Source organism: Enterobacter sp. SA197 (assembly GCF_054131575.1).
Genome location: NZ_CP096393.1, coordinates 3,373,432 through 3,392,648 on the forward strand (window position 1 = coordinate 3,373,432; position 19,217 = coordinate 3,392,648).

Consider the following 19,217-nt stretch of genomic DNA (forward strand, 5'->3'; position numbering starts at 1 on the left):
CGTGTCCTTCTCTATTGATGCGCGTTGTGCTGCGCCACCTGACGCGTCACGCTTAATGTGAAAATGATCAGCGACCCCGCAATGGCGACGGCAGCCAGCGTCAGCAGCCCGGCAGCGCTGCTGGCAAACATGGTTTCGGCTTTAACCCGGATAATGGGCGCCAGAAATCCACCCACTGCGCCAAAGAGGTTCACAAATCCAATCCCCGCCGCCAGCGCCGTGCCGGATAACAGCTGGGTGGGCATGGTCCAGAAGACCGGCTGTACCGCAATAAATCCCACGGCGGCTACGCACAGGGCGAGGATTGCCAGCACCGGTGAGACCAGTCCCGAGATACCGATTCCCAGTCCGGCGGCCAGCAGGGTGAAGGCGGCGATGTTGCGACGCTCACCGGTTTTGTCGGAGTAACGGGGAATAAGCCAGGTGCCGAACAGTGCGGCAACCCAGGGAATGGCCGTCACTACCGAGGCGGTAAAGCCAACTTTGGTGCCCAGTAATGCCGCCACCTGGGTGGGCAGGAAGAAGATAAGCCCATAGACCGCCACCTGAATCGTCATATAGATAATCGCCAGTTGCCACACCCGCCCGTTACGTAATGCATCAGAGAGACGCGAGGTGACTTTGGTCTCCTCTTCAGAGGCAAGCTGCCGGGTTAGCACCTCTTTTTCATCGGCAGTCAGAAAGCGGGCCTGTTCCGGTGTATCGTCCAGCCAGTAGAAGGTGAAGATCCCCGCGCCCACCGCGAGCAGCCCCTCAATCAGGAACATCCAGAACCAGCCGGGGTGCCCCATAAAGCCGTGCATCTCAAGCAGTGCACCAGAGAGCGGCGATCCGAGCGTCAGGGCCAGCGGTGCCCCCATATAAAACAGCCCCATGATGCTGGCCCGGTTACGCTGGGGGAACCACTGGGAGGTCAGGTAGATCATACCGGGGAAGAAACCGGCTTCGGCAGCGCCTAACAACGTGCGTACCAGTAAAAACTTCGCTTCGGTATCCGCCCATGCCATTGCCGCAGACAAAAATCCCCACAACAGCGTGGTACCGCCAATCCAGTAGCGGGCGCCAAATTTGCGCATCAGCAGGTTCGCCGGCACCCCTAAAAAGGCATAAACAACAAAAAAGATCCCCGCCCCCAGGGCATAGGCTTCATTACTCAAGCCGGTATCAATCTGGTAAGTCTCTTTCGCAAAACCAATGTTGGAGCGATCGAGAAACGCAAGCACATACAGCATCAGCATAAACGGGATCAAACGGGCGCGGTTTTTCTTCACCACGCTGGCAAGCAAGGTCGTGTTCATGAATGATTCCTTGGACGCCCGCCGCGCGACAGGGCGCGGCAGATGAACATTAATGGCTGTAAGGACGCTTCAGGTTGCAGTCGCGGTTGAGTTCAACGCCAAACCCGGGTTTATCGAGCACGGATTTATGAATACGGCCCTTCTCCGGCACCGGTTCATCGAGCAGGATGGGATCGAACTGCGGACGCAGGGTGGCGCAGTCCGGACTGGTCATTAAAAACTCACTGAACGGCGTATTGGTGAAGGTGATCACCGCGTGGTGGGAATAGACGGAAGAACCGTGCGGCACCACCAGCTGCCCACGCGCCTTGGCAATGGCGGCTATCTCCACAAGCGTGGTCAACCCGCCACACCAGCCGACGTCCGGCTGCATGATGTCGATGCCGGTCTCCGACAGCGTCCGAAATGATTGCAGGGTGCCGTGGTGCTCGCCGCTGGTCACCATCATGCCGGCTGGCGCATTACGTTTGAGTTCACGGTAGCCTTCGTATTGCTGCGGCGGCAGACACTCTTCAATCCATTTGAGGTTGTACGGCGCACAGGCGTGGGCCAGTTTTGTCGCGTAGTTCACGTCCTGACTCATCCAGCAATCGAGCATCAGCCAGAAGTCTTCACCGCATTTTTCACGGTATTCCGCCACCATCGCCGCATCTTTGCGGATCCCTGCATCCCCGTCGTGCGGTCCCCAGTGGGTAGGCATTTTACCGCCGATGAAGCCCATCTCTTTGGCTAAATCCGGTCGTGCACCGGTGGCGTAGAACTGTATTTCTTCGCGCACTGCGCCGCCCAGAAGTTTATACACCGGCAGCCCCACGACTTTGCCGAACAGATCCCAGAGCGCCAGATCGACACAGGAAATCGTGTTCATTACCAGGCCGCCGGAGCCCGCGTAGTAGTAAGTCGCCCCCAGCATCTGGTCGTGAATGAGCTTGATGTCACTGACGCATTTGCCCTCGATAAAACGGTTGAGATGCTTTTCAACGATGAAACAGCCCATCTCGCCAGCGGTGGTGACGGCAAAGCCGGTCTGACCGTTTTCAGCCTCCACCTCCACTATCAGCGTACCGAGTACATTAATGCCAAAAGACTGACGGGACTGCTCATACTCTTTGTATTTACTCATGGGGGTCGCAATATGACTGTCAATCCAGTGATCTGCCCCCTGGTCATGATAATCACCGCCGCCTGCGCCTTTTTCAGCCGTGGCTCCGCCGGTAAACCAGGCGCGGACATGTTTAATTTTCGGTAGGGTCATGATGTTCTCCTTGTTATGAGGCTTGTTTTTCGAAGGGGCTCATCCACCCCAACAGACGGGAAATATCTTTCGCGCAGGCGATGGCCTTACCGGCGAGATAGTCCCGGTTATCTTCATTAATTTGCAGGCAGGTACCGACGACAGAGATGGCTGCGGTGAGTGTGTCACTGGCGTTAAAAACGGGAGCAGCGACACAGCGGACGTCGGGATAATCTTCCCCGTTGTCATAGCTCCAGCCGCAGGCGCGAATGCGCAGTAACTCATTCTGCAGGGCTTCTGGCCCGCTAATCGTCGTTGGGGTGGTTTTTTCCCACTCAAGCTTTTGAATGATCTCATCGCGCACCACGGGAGATTGCCAGGCCAGCAGACATTTCCCGATACCTGAACGGTGAAGGGAGAGACTTTTGCCTTCGTGGGAACGCACACTGATGGTTGAGGAAGACTCTATTTTGAGAATGTAATAGGCGTTGGCGTTATCGATAATACCCAGGTGGCAGAGCAGCCCGGTCTCGTCCATGAGACGAGTCAGGCGAGGACGAGCAATTTCGCGAAGATCCATTTTGCTGAGCGCCTGTCCGGCAAGTTCAACCAGCTTTGTCCACAGGCAAAAATTATCCTGGCTGTCCGTGCGCAGCAGCCGCTCTTTTTTTAATTCGCCAAGAAGCAGATACGCCGTACTTTTGGGGATGCCGGTTTTTTCAATAATGGTTGCCGCGCTACAGGGCCCTACGCTGGCAATAAGATTAAGTATTTGAATGGCACGGGTAAGTGCCGGGACTTTACTTGATTCCAACATACTGGACTCCGGTCTCAGGGATTGGAATCAGTGTTGCGGCCTGGCGCGGAGAATTTTGTGAAGCACGTCATGAAGCGTGGACTGTCTGACCCTTTGCACAAAATCATGAGAAGATTTGTGAGAGGCCACACAGATTTTTTTACGATGAGTACAACCGGCTGGACAAAAAATGAGGGAGGTCAAGTAAACCTCCCTTTAAGAACAAATTATTCCACCGTCAGCGTGTCGACGACGTTAACCCATCCATGCTCACTGGTGAGATCTTTACCCAGTAACCAGCGGCGCAACATGTTCAGCGCCATCATCGCGCACACCTCCTGACGCACCGCCAGGCTATGTCGGTTGGTGTTGAACTTCACGCGCAACGCATGAGTGCCTTCGGGTGTCGCCAGGGCAAAATTCAGATATTCCTCCTCAAGCCCCGTCACGGTTAACGCCAGGCCTGCAAGATGCCGGTCGCGCAGGCCCGCTGCCCAGCGTGCTGCCTGCAGCAGGGCTTCATCCTGTGAGGGAAGCACCTCACTGACCAACAACGGTGCGCCGGCGCGGGAAAGCTGCAGCGCCACCAGTCCAGCCGTAAATTGTTCGCTCACTGTCAGACTCAACTGGCGCTCACGCAAATGCCGGGCAATAAGCGCAGGCAACCCTTCCGTGCCTTCGAAAATAAGACTTTCACCGGCAACCCGTTTGACTTCAGGCCACAAGGCGTCCATTGCCTGCTTATGTTCCGCAGGTCCGGTAAGTTTTAGCTCAATGATGGGCATGGAAGAGCGATAGCCCATGACCACCCCTTGCGGTAAGGCGAGATGCGCCAGATTTTGCGCAAGGTCGCTTTCTGAGCGGCCAAAGGTGGTCAGGCGCAGGCAAACCGGCGGCGCAGGTAGCGTGAAGCGGGCTCGAATACGGGGCAAAATCTCCTGCTCGACCATCACCTTAAATTCTGAAGGTACGCCGGGTGTAAAGAACATCAGGCAGCGGTTAAGCTGGACGGCAAAACCACAGGCAGTCCCGACCGGATTATCCACAAGCTCTGCGCTGGCGGGAATTTCGGCCTGCTTACGGTTGCTCGGTGCCATCACGCGGCCACGTTCGCTGAAGAACCGCTCCATGTGGGTAAGCCACTCTTGGTGCATAACGAGTGACTCCCCTTTAGCAGTGGCAGCGGCAAGCGCGCTGAGATCGTCGCTGGTCGGGCCTAAGCCACCGTTTACGATAAGGATATCGGCATGTTCACTGCGCTCGCGCAGGATGGCCACCAGGTCATTCAGGTTGTCTCCCACGGTGTTACGGCGGGTGAGCGGTACGCCCTGATTAAAGAAAAAATCTGCCAGCCAGGCTGCATTAGTATCCACGATTTGCCCATGCAGCACTTCATCGCCGGTTGACAGCATCTCCACATTTAACATTATTTTCTCCTGCAATAGCGGTCGAAATACTATAACGCATGGGTGAGGGAAAGGCGGGAAGAAACTGGCGCAACGAAGGTCGCGCCAGAAAAAGCCATCAGAAGCTCGCGTTGACGCCGACGTACGGACCGTCAGCCACGGTGCTGTCGCGTTTGCCGTCTTTGCCTGTCAGTTCGACATAACGGTAACCGGCTTCAATACTCAGCGGGCGCAGAATAGTAAAGCGTGCGCCTGCATTCGCTTCTTTGTAATCATCCACGCCGCTGGAGAGAGAGTCCGGGGAGTAGTAATACTCACCAAACAAGCGGAAGCTGTCAGTGACCTGCCATGCCAGACCGCCACCGACCGCGGCGGCATAGCCTTCGCTGCCTTCATTAGGGTTGAGATAGACCCCTTTTCCACCGACAGTGCCCATAAACGGGCCAAGCGGAAGATTAAACCCGAGACCCAGGCCAGCAATATCGCCATCGTTGTCGTTATGCGCCCAGTTGCCGCTCAGTGCCAGACCGCTGCTTTCCGTCCCCATGCCTACGCCAAGGTTGGTGTAATGCTCGCCTACCTGTCCGCTCAGACTGATTGCGTTTGCCCCCGTTGATACCAAAAGAGATGCCGCCAGGGCCATAAAAGCTAATTTTTTCATTTCCATATTCCGCGCAAAAAGGATCTAACAATCAAAGCGGCTGATTGTACGATCTTTTTTTTCGTCGGGAGCGAACTAAAAATGAATTGTTACACCAATTGCTGATTTTTATTCTTTTCATGGCATGAACTGCATAATCAGTCGGTAAATGGTATAACCCTTTCACTGCGTGTGGATAAGGATAAGACGATGCGACAGAGAACCATTGTGTGCCCGCTGATTCAAAATAATGGCGACTATTTGCTCTGCAAAATGGCCGACGATCGTGGCGTGTTTCCCGGACAATGGGCGCTTTCGGGCGGCGGCGTTGAACCCGGTGAAAGGATTGAAGAGGCGTTACGCCGTGAGATCCGCGAAGAACTGGGGGGCAACATTGTGCTGGAAAGTATAACCCCGTGGACGTTTCGCGATGATGTGCGCCTGAAAACCTACGCTGACGGCAGTAAAGAGGAAATTCATATGCTTTATCTGATCTTCGACTGCGTCAGTGCAAACCGCGATATTACGCTCAATGAAGAGTTTCAGGCGTTTGCCTGGGTCGCTCCGGCTGATTTAGCGAATTACGATCTGAACGTTGCCACCCGTCAAACCCTGGCGCTTAAAGGCGTGCTCTAAGGCCGGTTATCTGGCACACAAGGGCTGAACCGGTGCCAGCCCTTCTTTATGCCCGCCATAGTGACCCTTTTTTCGCGGCCCACTCAGCCTCAACAATCAGGAGTGTGCCAGGCAAAATCATCCGTTGACCTGAACCGCCACCCAGTTCTGCAACGCCCGGCGGGAGATTTTTATGCCCCCCTGAAGGAGATCGTCAGGCAGGGTAAGCCACTTCACCGGTTGCTGAAAACGGGCCAGCTTGTCCCGAGACCAGCGCTCAAGGTCATGAAGCTCCAACAGCGCGTTCCCCTGCACAACGGCCACCGGGCGCTGACCAAACTCCCGGTCATCAATAGGGGCGACAAACACCTGGCGGACATGAGGATACGCGCAGAGAACCCGCTCAACCTCCTCGGGCTGCACGCTTTCACCGCCGCTGAAAAAGAGGTTATCCAGCCGTCCTGAAATCGTCAGCCGCCCCTCTGTCAGCATGCCCCGATCGCGGGTGGCAAACCAGCCGCTCTGATTGGTGATGGGCTGTAGCGCCCCGTCACGCCAATAACCTGAGGCCATACTGCTGGCACGTAGCCAGACTTCATTGTCGACAATGCGAACCTCCCGACCCGGAAGGGCGAAGCCGACGTCGGCTCCCCCGTCTGCCGCTTTCGCACAGACGGTTGAGGCAAATTCCGTTAACCCGTAGCCGCACCATGTGCTGATCCCCCGCTCCAGGGCGTGATGCGTCAGGTCGACAGGAATGGACGCGCCTCCCAGCAGGACCGCTTTGAGGCTCACGGATGCGCCGTCGTTAAGCAAGCGCCAGAGTTGTGTCGGCACCAGTGACGCATGGGTGCACCCCTGTAACGCCTCAGCCAGTGGCCTTTCCGAGACCGTCAGCCTTGCACCGGCCAGGAGCCAGCGCCAGAGTATTCCCTGCCCGGAAACATGAAACAGCGGCAGGGATAACAGCCAGTCATCCCCCTCTACAAAAGGAATTAACGAGAGCACCCCCTGCGCACTGGCAAGGTGTGCGCGGCAATGGTGCACTGCCGCTTTCGGTAATCCCGTCGAGCCTGAGGTGAGCGTCATGGATGCCAGTCGCTCTGGTTGCCAGCCCGCGTCATATCGGCCGGGTATTAAGCGCCAGTCGAGGGAGGTCAGCCCAGGCCAGCCGATCTCCCCCGTAAGATCCAGGGCAAAACGCAGCGTCAGAGAGGGCAACAGCTCCCGAAGCAATGCATCAGGAAGTTGAGGGTTAATGGGCAGCACACGCGCACCACACTGCAACAATGCCAGCCACGCCAGAAGGGTCCGCGGATGATTTTTCGCACGCAGCATCACACCGTCGCCAGGCTCAATCCCCTGCGCAGCAAAACCGCAGGCCAGGGCATCAACCTGTTCACATAACGCCACCCAGCTCATTGACTCTTCGTGCAGACGAAGTGCTGTGGCCTCCCCCCGCTGGGCTCGCCAGTGACGCCACGGCCAGTCGCTGAAGTTCATAGTAACGGCTCCAGCGCCTCACGCTGCTGACAGGGCAACGGACTGTCAGGCCAGCGACGCAGCAGTTGGGTCTGCATGATGCTCAACGTGTCGAGTCCGGGGATGCTGCCCGGCGTTAACCAGGCGGCAATACGGGCAAGCTGCGTCAGGCCCAGACTTGACTCAAGCGAGGAGCTGATGACCACCTCCAGGCCCAGTTGCGTCGCCGCCACCACCTGCGCCTGTACTTTTTCCAGGCTTCCCGTCAGGGTCGGTTTGATGACCACAGCGCGCACGCCCGCTTCCGCTACAAAACTGAAATCGTCGTCCCGCAGGCTTTCATCCCAGGCTATCGCAATGCCGGTTTCCTGCGCAAACGCACGGGAGTCCTCCCGCGTCCTGCAAGGCTCTTCCAGAAACGCGATACGATTGCGGCAGGCAGGACTGACGTATTTTGCGAACTGCCGGGCTTTAAGCGGGGTCCAGGCGCGATTGGCATCAAGTCTCAGCTGTAAGTCCGGAATGGCCTCCAGCATCAGATTCACCACCATTCCGTCGCGTACGGCTTCATAGAGTCCGACTTTCATTTTTGCCACTTTCGCGCCAGGCAATGCCGCCAGCGCAGCAAAGAGCGCATCCGGATCGCCGGTGCACAGCATCGCCGCGCGGTAATCAGCAGTCTCGGGTAGGGTATTGTGCAGTTCTGCCAGCGCACAACTGATACCAAAATCGGCAGCGGGCAGACCCGGCAGTGCCGGCTCCTCGCCGGCTTGCCAGGCTTTCACCCAGGCAAGAGTCGCGGATGTGGCCTCTTCCAGTGACTCCTGGCTGAAGCCGGGCAAAGGGGCTATCTCTCCCCAGCCTTCGCTCGCGCCATCCTGGAGTTGTACAAAGAGCCCATCACGCGTTTTCAGCCTCCGCTCACGCAGCACCACGCCCGCGTCCATCGGTATCTGCCAGCGGTATACCTGCACCTCACGCATTACGGATTCCGTTTGAATTTACTGAAGTCAGGCTGGCGTTTTTCGTTAAACGCGTTACGGCCTTCCTGCCCTTCTTCTGTCATGTAAAACAGCATGGTGGCATTGCCCGCCAGCTCCTGAAGTCCTGCCTGGCCATCACAATCTGCATTGAGGGCCGCTTTCAGACAGCGTAAGGCCATTGGGCTGTTTTGCAGCATTTCACGACACCAGCGCACGGTTTCGCGTTCCAGCTCAGCCACCGGCACCACCGTGTTAACCAGCCCCATCTCCAGCGCTTCTTTGGCATTGTACTGACGACAGAGGAACCAGATCTCTCGGGCTTTCTTCTGCCCCACGATACGGGCCATGTAAGAGGCGCCCCAGCCGCCGTCAAAGGAGCCGACTTTTGGCCCCGTCTGGCCGAAAATGGCATTCTCAGCGGCAATAGTCAGGTCACACATCATGTGCAGGACATGACCGCCACCAATGGAATAACCGGCCACCGCAGCGACAACGGGTTTAGGGCAGGTGCGGATCTGGCGCTGGAAATCGAGCACGTTCAGATGATGTACCCCGGAGTCGTCTTTGTATCCGCCGTAATCGCCGCGCACCTTCTGATCACCACCGGAACAGAAGGCCTGATCACCCTCCCCGGTCAGGATGATGACGCCGATATCATCGTCATAACGCGCATCCGAGAGCGCCTGAATCATCTCTTTGACGGTCAACGGACGAAACGCGTTACGCACCTGCGGGCGATTTATAGTGATTCTGGCGATGCCGTCAGCCGATTTATGATAACGGATATCGCTAAATTCTCCGGAACAGTCCTGCCAGTCAATGGGTGCATAAAGCATGGTTTCATCAGGATAAATCATAGGGGGCCCTTTATATCAGACGCAGAATTTGTGCCAGGCAGGCGGCAACCGCTTCGGGATTTTCCCGGTGTGCGTTGTGCCCGGCGGCGTTAATGAGATGAGAGCGTGCAGCGATCTCCGCCGACAACGCCCGAAATTTACTGTCCCGTTCACCACAAAGGTAATGAACCGGAAATGCGCATTGTCGCAGCGCAGCGCGTAAATCAGCCTGAACCGCCAGCGAGGTGGCTTCCAGCATCGCCGCCAGCGCCCTGCCGCTGTTCTGGCTGCGAAGGGCGATCAGTTGCGCCCGCTGCTGCGCCTGAAGAGAGGCAAAAACCGGCTGCTGATACCAGTCGGTAAAGACCTCGCTCAGAGGCTCATGGCGTAATCTTTCTGCCCAGCGCCGATCGCTGGCCCTGCGGGAAGACCGTTCAGCCTCATCAGTGAGCCCGGGATGCCCGCCTTCGACCACCAATCCGCAGATGCCTGCAGGTGCCTCACAGGCGAAGTCCATCGCTATGCGCCCACCGAGGGAATAGCCCACCAGCCAGTACTTTAGTATGTTGTAACTATTTAAGGTGGCGGACAGCAGATAACGCATCTCAGCAAAGGACCCGACGGTTATTCCGGCGGAGCCACCGTGCCCGGGAAGGTCTATATAGAGGCACGGACACCCGCAAATGCGGTCGCCCACCGGCTGCCACTCCAGGCTATCGCCGGAAAAACCATGCAGGAAAACCAGCCAGGGGCCGGTCGCCTGCGCGTGCGCCATCCGGGCATGCAGTATCAAAACCGACTCACCTGTGCCAGCAAACTTTGCAGGGTCTGTGCGCCTTCGGCGCCGTCCACAACCAGTTCAATTAACGTGGTGCCTGGTCGTCCCCAGGCGCTTGCGAATACCTCTTCCAGCGCCTGCCAGCTGTCAGGCCGGTGATATTTAAGCCCGAACATGGCGGCCGCATGCTCAAAATTGACATGCTGCGGCATCAGGTAAAACGCTTCACGTTCGTCAGGCGCTGTGGGTAGCAGCGAGAAAATCTGCCCGCCATTGTTATTAACCACGATGAGCACAAAGGGTGCAGAGGCCTGACGCAGCAACGCCAGCGCATTCAGATCGTAAAGCGCGGAGAGATCCCCCACCAGCGCCAGCGTGGGCCGCGCATTGCCCCGCTGTACGCCTGCCGCCGTGGAAATGAGACCGTCAATACCGCTCGCGCCACGATTGCTGTAAACCGGATAGCCCGCCGGCAGTTGTCCCAGCGCGTCAACAAGCCGCACGACCAGGCTGTTACCCAGAAAAAGCTGCCCCTGCTCAGGCAAATAGCGAGCAAGTCGGTGGGCAAGCTGTGCTTCACCAAAGGTTTCCCGTCGCATGAGGACGGCTTCCCAGGCCTGCTTTGAAAGCTCAGGAAGTTCAACACACCAGGGGGCGCGAACTTCAGCAGGATGAGCATTCAACCAGTCAGCAACCGGCGACGTCAGACGGCGACCACGATGGTGCGCCGGATCGAGCCTGCCCGGCATGGGATCAACCAGCCAGTACTCTTCCGGCTCGCAGGTCGCCTGCCACTGTAAAAGACGTTTTCCCGTCAGGCTCCCGCCGAGCTGAATAACGATCTGCGCCTGCTGCAGCTCAGTGACCGCGCGCGCATTGCCCAGCCATAAATCTGCGCACGGCAGCGGCTGCCCGGTCTGCGAGAGCACATCGCCAATTAAAGGCCAGCCGAGGGTTTTTGCCCAGGCCGCAACCTGTTTACCTTCTGCCGCGCTCATGCGCCCTGCGACCACCACACCCCGTTTTTGCCGCCAGAAAAACCAGTCACGCTGGGCATGGCTGCCGGTATGCAACGCTTCACGCAGCCAGGGTTTATCGTCCTGCCACCAGTCGCCCGGGGCCTGTTGCCAGCCAAGGCCGGTTTCATCCATCTCGCCGTACAACGGTTCGGCAAACGGGCAGTTAATGTGCACCGCGCCGGCCTGAACGGAGCCGAGCAGATTATCAATGGCTGAGATCAGCCAACGAGCCGGTATCTCCTGCGTGGGACGTGGCAAGGCCAGAGACTGGGTTGGGTGAGTTGCAAACATACCGGGCTGACGAATCGCCTGATTCGCCCCGCAGTCAATAAGTTCCGGTGGACGGTCCGCGGTAAGCAGAATCAGCCGCTCACCGGTCAGACTGGCTTCAATCAGCGCCGGATAGAGATTCGCAACCGCCGTACCGGATGTAACAATGACGGCGACAGGCGATTGATCCGATTTGGCAAGGCCCAGCGCAAGGTGCCCCAGTCCGCGTTCATCAAAGTGCGTATGGCGGATAAAGGCCCTGTTTTCAGCCGCCGCCAGCGTCAGGGGGGTGGAGCGGGAACCTGGGGCGATACAAACATGGCGCACGCCATGACGGGTTAACGCTTCGAGGATCACCGCGGCCCAGCGTCGGTTAAAGCTGCTCACTGACATAAATTTGTCCGGTATCAATAATGCGGTTAAGTATAAAGAATCGAAAACGATGGATTTTTGATATGGGTCGGTTATGCGTGCGACAACACCAATAAAGATCGCAGTCCCGCCGCCTTATTCTCGATTTCCTGCCACTCCTGTGCCGGATCGGAGCCGGCCACTATCCCCGCACCGGCATAAAGCCGCACATTGTCACCCTTAATCATTGCACAACGTAGGGCGACGCAAAATTCACTTTCGCGTAATGAGAGATACCCTGCTGAACCGGCATACCATTCGCGGTCAAAAGGTTCCGCCTGCCGGATAAACGAGTGCGCTGCCGCTCTTGGCAAGCCAGCTACCGCCGCCGTCGGCTGCAGGAGAAACAGACACTCTGCATCATCTTCGCTTGCAAACTCGGTCCAGATGCAGCGGCGTAAATGCTGCACATTGCGCAACCTTATAATCTGCGCTGGCAGGATATCCAGTGTGGATACCACGGGTTGTAAACGCTGGCAGATATCCTCCACCACCAGCATATTTTCCCGCTGATTTTTATCGTCCGTCATCAACCAGTTGCCCAGCGCTTGCGCCTGAACATCGTCCGGATGACTGGCCACGGTCCCGGCCAGGGCTTCGGTGCGCAGAGCACTCCCCCGCCGACGCCATAAACGCTCTGGTGAGGAGCCCAGAAAGGCCTCCTGGGCCGTAAACGCCATATAGAAGTGGAAGCAGTGATGGTTTAACCGCCGACTGGCGGCCATCAATGCAGCGGCATTAACGGGTCGGCAAAAACGGTGGTCCGTCGTGCGGGCAAGCACCACTTTTTCCATGACGCCGTCGCGAATAGCGCAGGTGGCCTGTGCCACCAGATGCTCCCAGTGAGATTGGTCAGGCGTATGGTTCTGTTCCAGCAAAGGTTGTCGGACGTCAGGAAGGGGGACGGCGCTCACGAGAGCGGCGAGAAAAGCTCTGGCGCTCTGCACATCCGTGGCCTGCTGAGCATCATTGTTGACAATGAGCCGGAGTGAGGCGTGCCCGCCTGACCTGCGCCATTCGAGGCGAGGAAGGAATAAGTCTCCCTGCGAAGGGGTAAAGGCATTCAGTCCCCAGATGCGTAGATCGTGTTCAGGATGATCGCGAAGAAAGTGTTGTGCAAGGGGAAGTGATGGAAAGCGTAACACTGCACCGAGGGCGGCGGCTTCATCCTCACCACTGCGTTGTTGCCAGTAAAATTGCGGCCAGGTTCGCTGCCCTGCCAGCCAGGAGAGTGGGTCAAACGCGTCATTCAGCGCGAAGGGAACATCAAACACCTGCAGGCCAGGCGAATGCGCAAGGTCGCCTGATAATTTTTCCAGCAAAAGTTCAAGCGCAGCAGAAACAGACAGCACGCAACCCCCTCCCTTCTAAAACCGCACATTATACGGGGTGTACGCCATAAAGAGGAGTACCCCCGTAGAGGGAGGGGACTTTTTGGTTAGCGACGCAACAACAGGCCTAACACCAGACCGACCGAGGCACCAACACCGATACCGTGCCACGGATTTTCGTGCACGTAATCATCCGCACGATAAACCGCTTTTTTAGCCCGATAGTAATAGGTGTCCGACGCGTTACTGACGCGATTTTTAACGTCACTCAGCGCCTGCTCAGCACGAGCTTTAAGCTCAATGTACTTCTGGTCAGCGGGGTCGCCCGATGAGCGCAGGACTTCTTCCAGCGTTTCGCTCAGCAGGGCCAGGTCGTCATCGATACGTGAATCATAAAATTGATTAGACATCAGTTATCTCCATGTTGTGAACCTGTCCGCTAAACTATAGACAATCCCTTTGGGTTACGCCTGGCCTCCTTCTCGCGCCATTCCGACGTGAGGGATACCATCTTCCTCGTAAACCTCGGTTACGGCTACAAAGCCAAATCGACCATAAAAGTGTTGCAAATGTGCCTGCGCACCCAGATATAGCGCGTGTTGCGGCCAGTGTTGCTGGCAGACCGCCAGGGCGCGTTCCATCAGTTGACTACCGGTTTTTTCACCGCGAGTTGTATGGCTGACAATCACCCGACCAATCACAACTGGCGCCGTATCGTCGTCATTTTTCAGAATCCTCGCATACGCCACCAGCGCATTATCCTGCCAGCCGAGCAGATGACGGTTATCTCCCACAAGATCTTCACCGTCTACGTCGGCATAGGCGCAGGCTTGTTCCACAACAAATACCTCGCAGCGCAGTTTGAGCAGGGCATAGAGTTCGGCCACGGTTAATTCAGAATGGTGCAGGTCCTGCCAGCGAATCATGTTGTGCTCCTTATTAGCGTTGACCCCGTTATACTAAAACTCTCGCTTTAAACGCAAAGGACGTCATCTCCTGTGGAACTGATTTTTTTAGGCACCTCCGCTGGCGTGCCCACCCGAAGCCGTAATGTCTCGGCTATTCTCCTCAACCTTCAGCACCCTACCCGAGCCGGGCTGTGGTTATTTGACTGCGGTGAGGGCACCCAACATCAACTGCTCAATACGGCGTTTAATCCAGGCAAGCTGGACAACATCTTCATCACTCATCTGCACGGCGATCATCTGTTTGGTCTGCCGGGGCTGCTGTGCAGTCGGTCGATGGCGGGTAACGTTCAGCCCCTGACCATCTATGGCCCCAAAGGCATCAAGGCGTTTGTCGATACGACGCTTCGTCTGAGCGGCTCCTGGACCGATTATCCGCTGACCATAGTTGAAATCAGCGAAGGTCTGGTGCTGGATGATGGTTTACGCCGCGTCAGCGCACGAGCGCTGAATCATCCGGTTGAATGCTATGGCTATCGTATTGAAGAATATGACAAACCGGGCGCGCTCGATGCGCAGGCATTGATTGAATGGGGCGTCCCGCCTGGCCCGCTATTCCAGAAACTTAAAAAAGGGGAAACCGTCACCCTCGACGACGGCCGAACCATCAGAGGTGAAGATTTCCTTGCCCCGCCAGTGGCGGGAAAGACAGTGACAATTTTCGGGGACACTGCCCCCTGCCCGGCAGCTCTTGAGCTTGCACGCGAGGTCGATCTTATGGTGCACGAGGCCACCCTTGAACAGGCGATGGAAGAGAAAGCAAACAGTCGCGGTCATAGTTCGTCCCGCCAGGCGGCACAGCTGGCAGCGGATGCCGGAGCCAGAGAGCTTGTGATTACCCATCTCAGCTCCCGTTACGATGAAGAAGGGGCGCAGCGTTTGCTCCAGGAGTGTCAGGCGATATTCCGCGATACCCGGCTTGCAAAAGATTTTCAGATTGTTCCTCTGTGATGTGATATTGCGCACTCTACTTTTTGCACATTGTGCCGATAACAGTATTAACGCAGGCATTTCACACTGAGGGCACGATGGATAATTTCCAGAAAGATATCGATGACAGGGCGAATCTCACCCTGTCGAACCGTTTTGAGCTGTTGCTGTTTCGTCTTGGTGCCTCACTGAATGATGAAAAGTCGGAGCTTTTCGGCATAAACGTTTTCAAATTGCGCGAAATTGTTCCTATGCCAACCTTTACCCGTCCGGCCGGAATGAAACCGCCTTTGATGGGGATGGTCAATATTCGCGATCAGGTCATCCCGGTCATCGACCTTGCGGCAGTCGCGGGCTGTAAGCCAGCCACCGGTCTCAATATTTTGTTGATCACCGAATATGCGCGCAGCGTGCAGGCGTTTGCCGTTGAGTCGGTCGAGAACATCATCCGTCTGGACTGGAAGCAGGTACACACCGCCGAGAAGGCCATCAACGGCCATTACATCACCAGTATTGCCTGCCTTGATGAAGATAAAGACAGCAACAACCTGGCGATGGTGCTGGATGTGGAACAGATCCTGTATGACATTTCACCGGCCGATCATGATCTGCACGGCAACCATATCCCGGACAAGAAATTCAACATCAAGCCTGGTGCCGTCGCTATCGTGGCGGAAGACTCAAAGGTAGCGCGCGCGATGCTGGATAAAGGTCTGCAGGCCATGCAGATCCCCAACACCATGCATATTACCGGGAAAGATGCGTGGGAACGTATTCAGGTTCTGAGCCAGCAGGCCGACGCCGAAGGGGTACCAATCAGCGATAAGATCTCTATGGTACTGACTGACCTTGAGATGCCGGAGATGGATGGGTTTACCCTGACTCGTTTGATCAAAAGCGATCCACGCCTTAAGCAAATTCCGGTGGTTATCCACTCATCGCTCTCCGGCAGCGCGAACGAGGATCACGTGCGTAAAGTCCAGGCTGATGGCTACGTGGCCAAATTTGAAATTAACGAACTCTCTTCCGTTATTCAGGAAGTGCTTGAGCGTTCCGCGAGCCGCATCAGCGGGCCGCTGGTCAGTGGACAGAAAATCATGGCGAAACCGCTGTTGGCTAAATAAATTCGCAGCGTCTTCAGAGCATAAAAAAACCGCCGGAACCGGCGGTTTTTTATTTACTGAGCTGGGTTACATCAGCGGTGTCGCCAGCGCGACCAGCGAGATGAGCGGCTGCGGGTAAATACCGAGCAGCAGCACCAGCAGCGCAGAGATCAGCACCACGATACCACCTGCACTGTACTGCCAGTCAGAAGGCGCATCACGGTTGAGCTGTTGCGGCGCATTCAGATAGAGACTCACGGCCACGCGCAGGTAGTAGTAAAGACCAATGGCGGAGCCGAGAACCACGCCCCCTGTCAGCCACCACAGGTGCGCCTGTACACCCACTGCCAGAATGTAGAACTTGCCGATAAAGCCCAGCGTCATCGGAATACCGGCCAGTGACAGCATCATCACGGTCATTACAGCCGCCAGAATCGGACGGTGCCAGAACAGACCACGGTAGGAGTAAAGCGACTCTGCATCCGGACCGCGATACGGGCTGGACATCAGGCTCACCACACCAAAGGCGCCGAGGCTGCTGAAGAGGTAACCCGCCAGATAAACACCCACTGCTTCCATCGACATCTCACCGCTTTGCAGGGCAATCAGCGCCACCAGCAGATAACCTAAGTGAGAAATGGACGAGTAACCGAGCAGACGCTTGATATTGGTCTGACTCAGCGCCATCAGGTTCCCGAAGATAATGGAAACGAAGGCGATGATACCCAGCACCAGGCGGACGGCTTCGCTGTCGCCTACCGGCGCATACAGGAAAAGACGCATCACCACACCGAAGATAGCGATTTTACTCGCTGTCGCCAGGAAGGTGGAAACCGGGGCAGGAGCACCCTGGTATACGTCTGGCGTCCACAGATGGAAGGGGACCAGCGAAAGTTTAAAGCCGAGTCCCACAATCATCAGACCCAGACCAATGAGCAACAGCGGTTCATGCAGCGCAGTGCCACTGAGGCTTTTGCCCAGCGCGACAAACGACAGACTTCCGGACTGTGCGTAGACCAGCGCCATACCAAACAGCAGGAATGACGAGGCAGCCGCTGACAGGATGGTGTATTTAATACTCGCTTCAAGCGAACGCTTCTGACGGAAGGCATAGCCAATCAGGCCAAACAACGGCAGAGAGATAAGTTCAATACCGAGGAACAGCGAGGCCATATGGTTTGCATTGGCGAGCAGTATCCCACCCAGTGCCGCAATCAGCACCAGCAGATAGAACTCTTCTTTATTGTCGTTATAGCCTTCCAGCCACGGATAAGCAAAGGTACAGGTGGCGAGGCTCGCCAACAGTACCAGCCCGGTGTAGAGCATGGCGTAGCCATCGACGCGCATCAGCGGCGTGACGTCCATCGCCCCCGCCTGGCCAACAAACCAGAGGGAGACTAACGCAACGTTCAGGCCCACCACTGACAGCGTGGCATTGAGGAAATGGTTGCGTCGCCACGCTATGGAGAGCATCACAACCACCACCGTCAATCCGACGATCAGCAGCGGCAGCAGCGCAATCAGGTGTTGTGTGGTTAAAGTCATAGCGCTTTACGGCCTTGTAGTAGAAACAGAATTAACAAACCACTGCTGGATATTACTCATCGCAGAATGCGAGGTATCCAGAATCGGCTGCGGATAGAAGCCAAGCAGTACCAGAAGTACAACCAGCGACAGAATCATCAACAGCTCTCGCAGTGACATCCCTGGCAACGCTTTACTGGCAATCTCGCTTTTTGCTTTACCGAAGTAAGCGCGATGCAGCATCGCCAGTGAGTAAACAGACGCAAACACCAGGCCAAAGGTGGAGATGACGGTGATCACCGGAACCACCTGGTAGCTACCGAACAGGATCATGAACTCGCCAACGAAGTTACCCGTCCCCGGCATCCCGAGCGTGGCAACGGCAAAGAACATGGAGAGTGCAGGCAACCACTTAATCTTGCTCCAGAGTCCACCCATCATGCGCATATCACGAGTATGCAGGCGCTCGTACAACTGGCCGCACAGGATGAAGAGACCCGCTGCGGACAGACCATGCGCAATCATCTGAATCACCGCACCCTGGTAAGCCAACTGGCTACCGGTGTAGATAGCAATCAGTACGAAGCCCATGTGGGAAACGGAGGTGTAGGCAATCAGACGTTTGATGTCGTACTGGGTGAACGCCATCCATGCGCCGTAGAAGATACCAATCACACCCAGCCACATGGCGACAGGCGCAAACTCTGCCGAAGCGTTCGGGAACAGCGGCAGCGCGAAGCGCAGCAGACCGTAGGCCGCGGTTTTCAGCAAGATACCGGCGAGGTCAACGGAACCTGCGGTGGGTGCCTGCGAGTGCGCGTCAGGCAGCCAGCCGTGCAATGGTACCACCGGCATTTTCACCGCGAAGGCGATAAAGAAGCCGAGCATCAGTAGATATTCCACGCCAGAAGACATAGGCGTTTTCAGCAGATCTTCATAATCGAAGGTCCAGGCGCCCGTCGCGTTGTGATGCACCAGTACCAGCGCCAGAATCGCAATCAGCATCACCAGACCACTCGCCTGGGTATAGATGAAGAACTTAGTGGCTGCGGTAATACGTGTCTTCCCGTCAGAGGCTTTGTGGCCCCAGAGTGCGATCAGGAAGTACATCGGCACCAGCATCATCTCCCAGAAGAAGAAGAACAGGAACAGATCGATGGCAAGGAACACGCCAATGACGCCGCCAAGGATCCACATCAGGTTCAGGTGGAAGAAGCCCTGGTATTTTTCGATCTCACGCCAGGAACACAGTACCGCCAGAACGCCGAGGAAGCCGGTCAGCACCACCATCAGCAGGGACAAACCGTCCAGCGCTAAATGGATATTGATGCCAAAGCGCGGGATCCAGGGGAGTAAAAACTCCGACTGCCACTGTGGGATACCCGCAGATTGCGTCAGTGAATAGCCGCCCTGCAACCACAGTTGCAGACCAAGCGCCAGCGTCAGTCCCATGGTAATCAGCGCTATCCAGCGCGGCAGCTTCACGCCGAAGCGTTCGGTCTGCCAGCACAGGAAGCCGCCGATAAAGGGAATTAATATCAACCAGGGTAATAACATAGCTAAGTATGTCCCTTATATTTACTCCTGCTCAGGCTG

The 19,217-nt window shown here is 56.5% G+C and carries 18 protein-coding genes; 3 read left to right on the forward strand and 15 right to left on the reverse strand.

Going from position 1 to position 19,217, the window contains the following annotated elements; genetic code table 11:
- Positions 1-11: 11 nt before the first annotated feature.
- The 5 genes from M1D91_RS15890 to M1D91_RS15910 form a co-directional block, all read right to left on the reverse strand.
- A complete protein-coding gene (locus M1D91_RS15890; RefSeq protein WP_437430740.1) occupies positions 12-1,298 on the reverse strand; it encodes an MFS transporter in 1,287 nt (428 codons plus the stop codon).
- Positions 1,299-1,347: 49 nt separating this feature from the next.
- Positions 1,348-2,553 carry an L-rhamnonate dehydratase gene (rhmD, locus tag M1D91_RS15895; RefSeq protein ID WP_437430739.1) on the reverse strand — a complete coding sequence of 402 codons (1,206 nt, stop codon included), beginning with the start codon at positions 2,551-2,553 and terminating at the stop codon, positions 1,348-1,350.
- Between the two features lie 13 nt (positions 2,554-2,566).
- On the reverse strand, positions 2,567-3,349 hold the full coding sequence (locus M1D91_RS15900) for an IclR family transcriptional regulator (protein WP_437430738.1): 783 nt from the start codon (positions 3,347-3,349) through the stop codon (positions 2,567-2,569).
- Between the two features lie 206 nt (positions 3,350-3,555).
- Entirely contained in the window at positions 3,556-4,755 is a 1,200-nt protein-coding gene (locus M1D91_RS15905; protein ID WP_437430737.1) for a nicotinamide mononucleotide deamidase-related protein YfaY, read from the reverse strand.
- A 97-nt stretch (positions 4,756-4,852) separates the two neighbouring features.
- Complete coding sequence (locus M1D91_RS15910) at positions 4,853-5,395, reverse strand: YfaZ family outer membrane protein (RefSeq protein ID WP_437430736.1); 543 nt, start codon at positions 5,393-5,395, stop codon at positions 4,853-4,855.
- A gap of 189 nt (positions 5,396-5,584) precedes the next feature.
- Between M1D91_RS15910 and nudI the strand changes: the two genes are divergently transcribed.
- A complete protein-coding gene (gene nudI / locus M1D91_RS15915; RefSeq protein WP_437430735.1) occupies positions 5,585-6,010 on the forward strand; it encodes a nucleoside triphosphatase NudI in 426 nt (141 codons plus the stop codon).
- A gap of 117 nt (positions 6,011-6,127) precedes the next feature.
- On the opposite strand, the gene menE is transcribed toward nudI, so the two are convergent.
- From menE to M1D91_RS15955, 8 genes are all read right to left on the reverse strand, one after another.
- Positions 6,128-7,492 (reverse strand): o-succinylbenzoate--CoA ligase, encoded by a 1,365-nt coding sequence (gene menE, locus M1D91_RS15920; protein ID WP_437430734.1) that lies wholly within the window; start codon positions 7,490-7,492, stop codon positions 6,128-6,130.
- Entirely contained in the window at positions 7,489-8,454 is a 966-nt protein-coding gene (gene menC, locus M1D91_RS15925; RefSeq protein ID WP_437430733.1) for an o-succinylbenzoate synthase, read from the reverse strand. Before menC ends, menE begins: the two co-directional genes overlap by 4 nt.
- Positions 8,454-9,311 (reverse strand): 1,4-dihydroxy-2-naphthoyl-CoA synthase, encoded by an 858-nt coding sequence (gene menB / locus M1D91_RS15930; protein WP_437430732.1) that lies wholly within the window; start codon positions 9,309-9,311, stop codon positions 8,454-8,456. The genes menC and menB overlap by 1 nt, the downstream gene beginning before the upstream one ends.
- Before the next feature lie 10 nt (positions 9,312-9,321).
- A complete protein-coding gene (gene menH, locus M1D91_RS15935) occupies positions 9,322-10,083 on the reverse strand; it encodes a 2-succinyl-6-hydroxy-2,4-cyclohexadiene-1-carboxylate synthase (protein ID WP_437430731.1) in 762 nt (253 codons plus the stop codon).
- Positions 10,080-11,750, reverse strand: a complete 1,671-nt coding sequence (gene menD, locus M1D91_RS15940) for a 2-succinyl-5-enolpyruvyl-6-hydroxy-3-cyclohexene-1-carboxylic-acid synthase (RefSeq protein ID WP_437430730.1) — start codon at positions 11,748-11,750, stop codon at positions 10,080-10,082. The genes menH and menD overlap by 4 nt, the downstream gene beginning before the upstream one ends.
- 71 nt (positions 11,751-11,821) lie before the next feature.
- Complete coding sequence (gene menF, locus M1D91_RS15945; protein ID WP_437430729.1) at positions 11,822-13,120, reverse strand: isochorismate synthase MenF; 1,299 nt, start codon at positions 13,118-13,120, stop codon at positions 11,822-11,824.
- A gap of 86 nt (positions 13,121-13,206) precedes the next feature.
- Positions 13,207-13,509, reverse strand: coding sequence for a stress response protein ElaB (gene elaB, locus M1D91_RS15950; protein ID WP_437430728.1), 303 nt, complete (start codon positions 13,507-13,509; stop codon positions 13,207-13,209).
- 54 nt (positions 13,510-13,563) lie between these two features.
- Entirely contained in the window at positions 13,564-14,025 is a 462-nt protein-coding gene (locus M1D91_RS15955) for a GNAT family N-acetyltransferase (RefSeq protein WP_437430727.1), read from the reverse strand.
- A 72-nt stretch (positions 14,026-14,097) separates the two neighbouring features.
- Here M1D91_RS15955 and rnz point away from each other — a divergent pair, with 72 nt between their 5' ends.
- Both rnz and M1D91_RS15965 read left to right on the forward strand, forming a co-directional pair.
- Positions 14,098-15,015: a ribonuclease Z gene (gene rnz, locus M1D91_RS15960; protein ID WP_437430726.1), complete on the forward strand. Its 918-nt coding sequence runs from the start codon at positions 14,098-14,100 to the stop codon at positions 15,013-15,015.
- Between the two features lie 77 nt (positions 15,016-15,092).
- Entirely contained in the window at positions 15,093-16,118 is a 1,026-nt protein-coding gene (locus tag M1D91_RS15965; protein ID WP_437430725.1) for a chemotaxis protein, read from the forward strand.
- A 66-nt stretch (positions 16,119-16,184) separates the two neighbouring features.
- On the opposite strand, the gene nuoN is transcribed toward M1D91_RS15965, so the two are convergent.
- Both nuoN and nuoM read right to left on the reverse strand, forming a co-directional pair.
- On the reverse strand, positions 16,185-17,642 hold the full coding sequence (gene nuoN, locus M1D91_RS15970; protein WP_437430724.1) for an NADH-quinone oxidoreductase subunit NuoN: 1,458 nt from the start codon (positions 17,640-17,642) through the stop codon (positions 16,185-16,187).
- Positions 17,643-17,648: 6 nt separating this feature from the next.
- The gene (gene nuoM, locus M1D91_RS15975) at positions 17,649-19,178 is read right to left on the reverse strand and encodes an NADH-quinone oxidoreductase subunit M (protein WP_437430723.1); all 1,530 of its coding nucleotides are present in this window, start codon (positions 19,176-19,178) and stop codon (positions 17,649-17,651) included.
- Positions 19,179-19,217 lie beyond the last annotated feature (39 nt).

Bases quoted from the DNA above. Each gene is read 5' to 3' on its own strand.
- M1D91_RS15890 (WP_437430740.1), bottom strand. From the start codon at position 1,298: ATGAACACGACCTTGCTTGCCAGCGTGGTGAAGAAAAACCGCGCCCGT.
- rhmD (WP_437430739.1), bottom strand. From the start codon at position 2,553: ATGACCCTACCGAAAATTAAACATGTCCGCGCCTGGTTTACCGGCGGA.
- M1D91_RS15900 (WP_437430738.1), bottom strand. From the start codon at position 3,349: ATGTTGGAATCAAGTAAAGTCCCGGCACTTACCCGTGCCATTCAAATA.
- M1D91_RS15905 (WP_437430737.1), bottom strand. From the start codon at position 4,755: ATGTTAAATGTGGAGATGCTGTCAACCGGCGATGAAGTGCTGCATGGG.
- M1D91_RS15910 (WP_437430736.1), bottom strand. From the start codon at position 5,395: ATGAAAAAATTAGCTTTTATGGCCCTGGCGGCATCTCTTTTGGTATCA.
- nudI (WP_437430735.1), top strand. From the start codon at position 5,585: ATGCGACAGAGAACCATTGTGTGCCCGCTGATTCAAAATAATGGCGAC.
- menE (WP_437430734.1), bottom strand. From the start codon at position 7,492: ATGAACTTCAGCGACTGGCCGTGGCGTCACTGGCGAGCCCAGCGGGGG.
- menC (WP_437430733.1), bottom strand. From the start codon at position 8,454: ATGCGTGAGGTGCAGGTATACCGCTGGCAGATACCGATGGACGCGGGC.
- menB (WP_437430732.1), bottom strand. From the start codon at position 9,311: ATGATTTATCCTGATGAAACCATGCTTTATGCACCCATTGACTGGCAG.
- menD (WP_437430730.1), bottom strand. From the start codon at position 11,750: ATGTCAGTGAGCAGCTTTAACCGACGCTGGGCCGCGGTGATCCTCGAA.
- elaB (WP_437430728.1), bottom strand. From the start codon at position 13,509: ATGTCTAATCAATTTTATGATTCACGTATCGATGACGACCTGGCCCTG.
- M1D91_RS15955 (WP_437430727.1), bottom strand. From the start codon at position 14,025: ATGATTCGCTGGCAGGACCTGCACCATTCTGAATTAACCGTGGCCGAA.
- M1D91_RS15965 (WP_437430725.1), top strand. From the start codon at position 15,093: ATGGATAATTTCCAGAAAGATATCGATGACAGGGCGAATCTCACCCTG.
- nuoN (WP_437430724.1), bottom strand. From the start codon at position 17,642: ATGACTTTAACCACACAACACCTGATTGCGCTGCTGCCGCTGCTGATC.
- nuoM (WP_437430723.1), bottom strand. From the start codon at position 19,178: ATGTTATTACCCTGGTTGATATTAATTCCCTTTATCGGCGGCTTCCTG.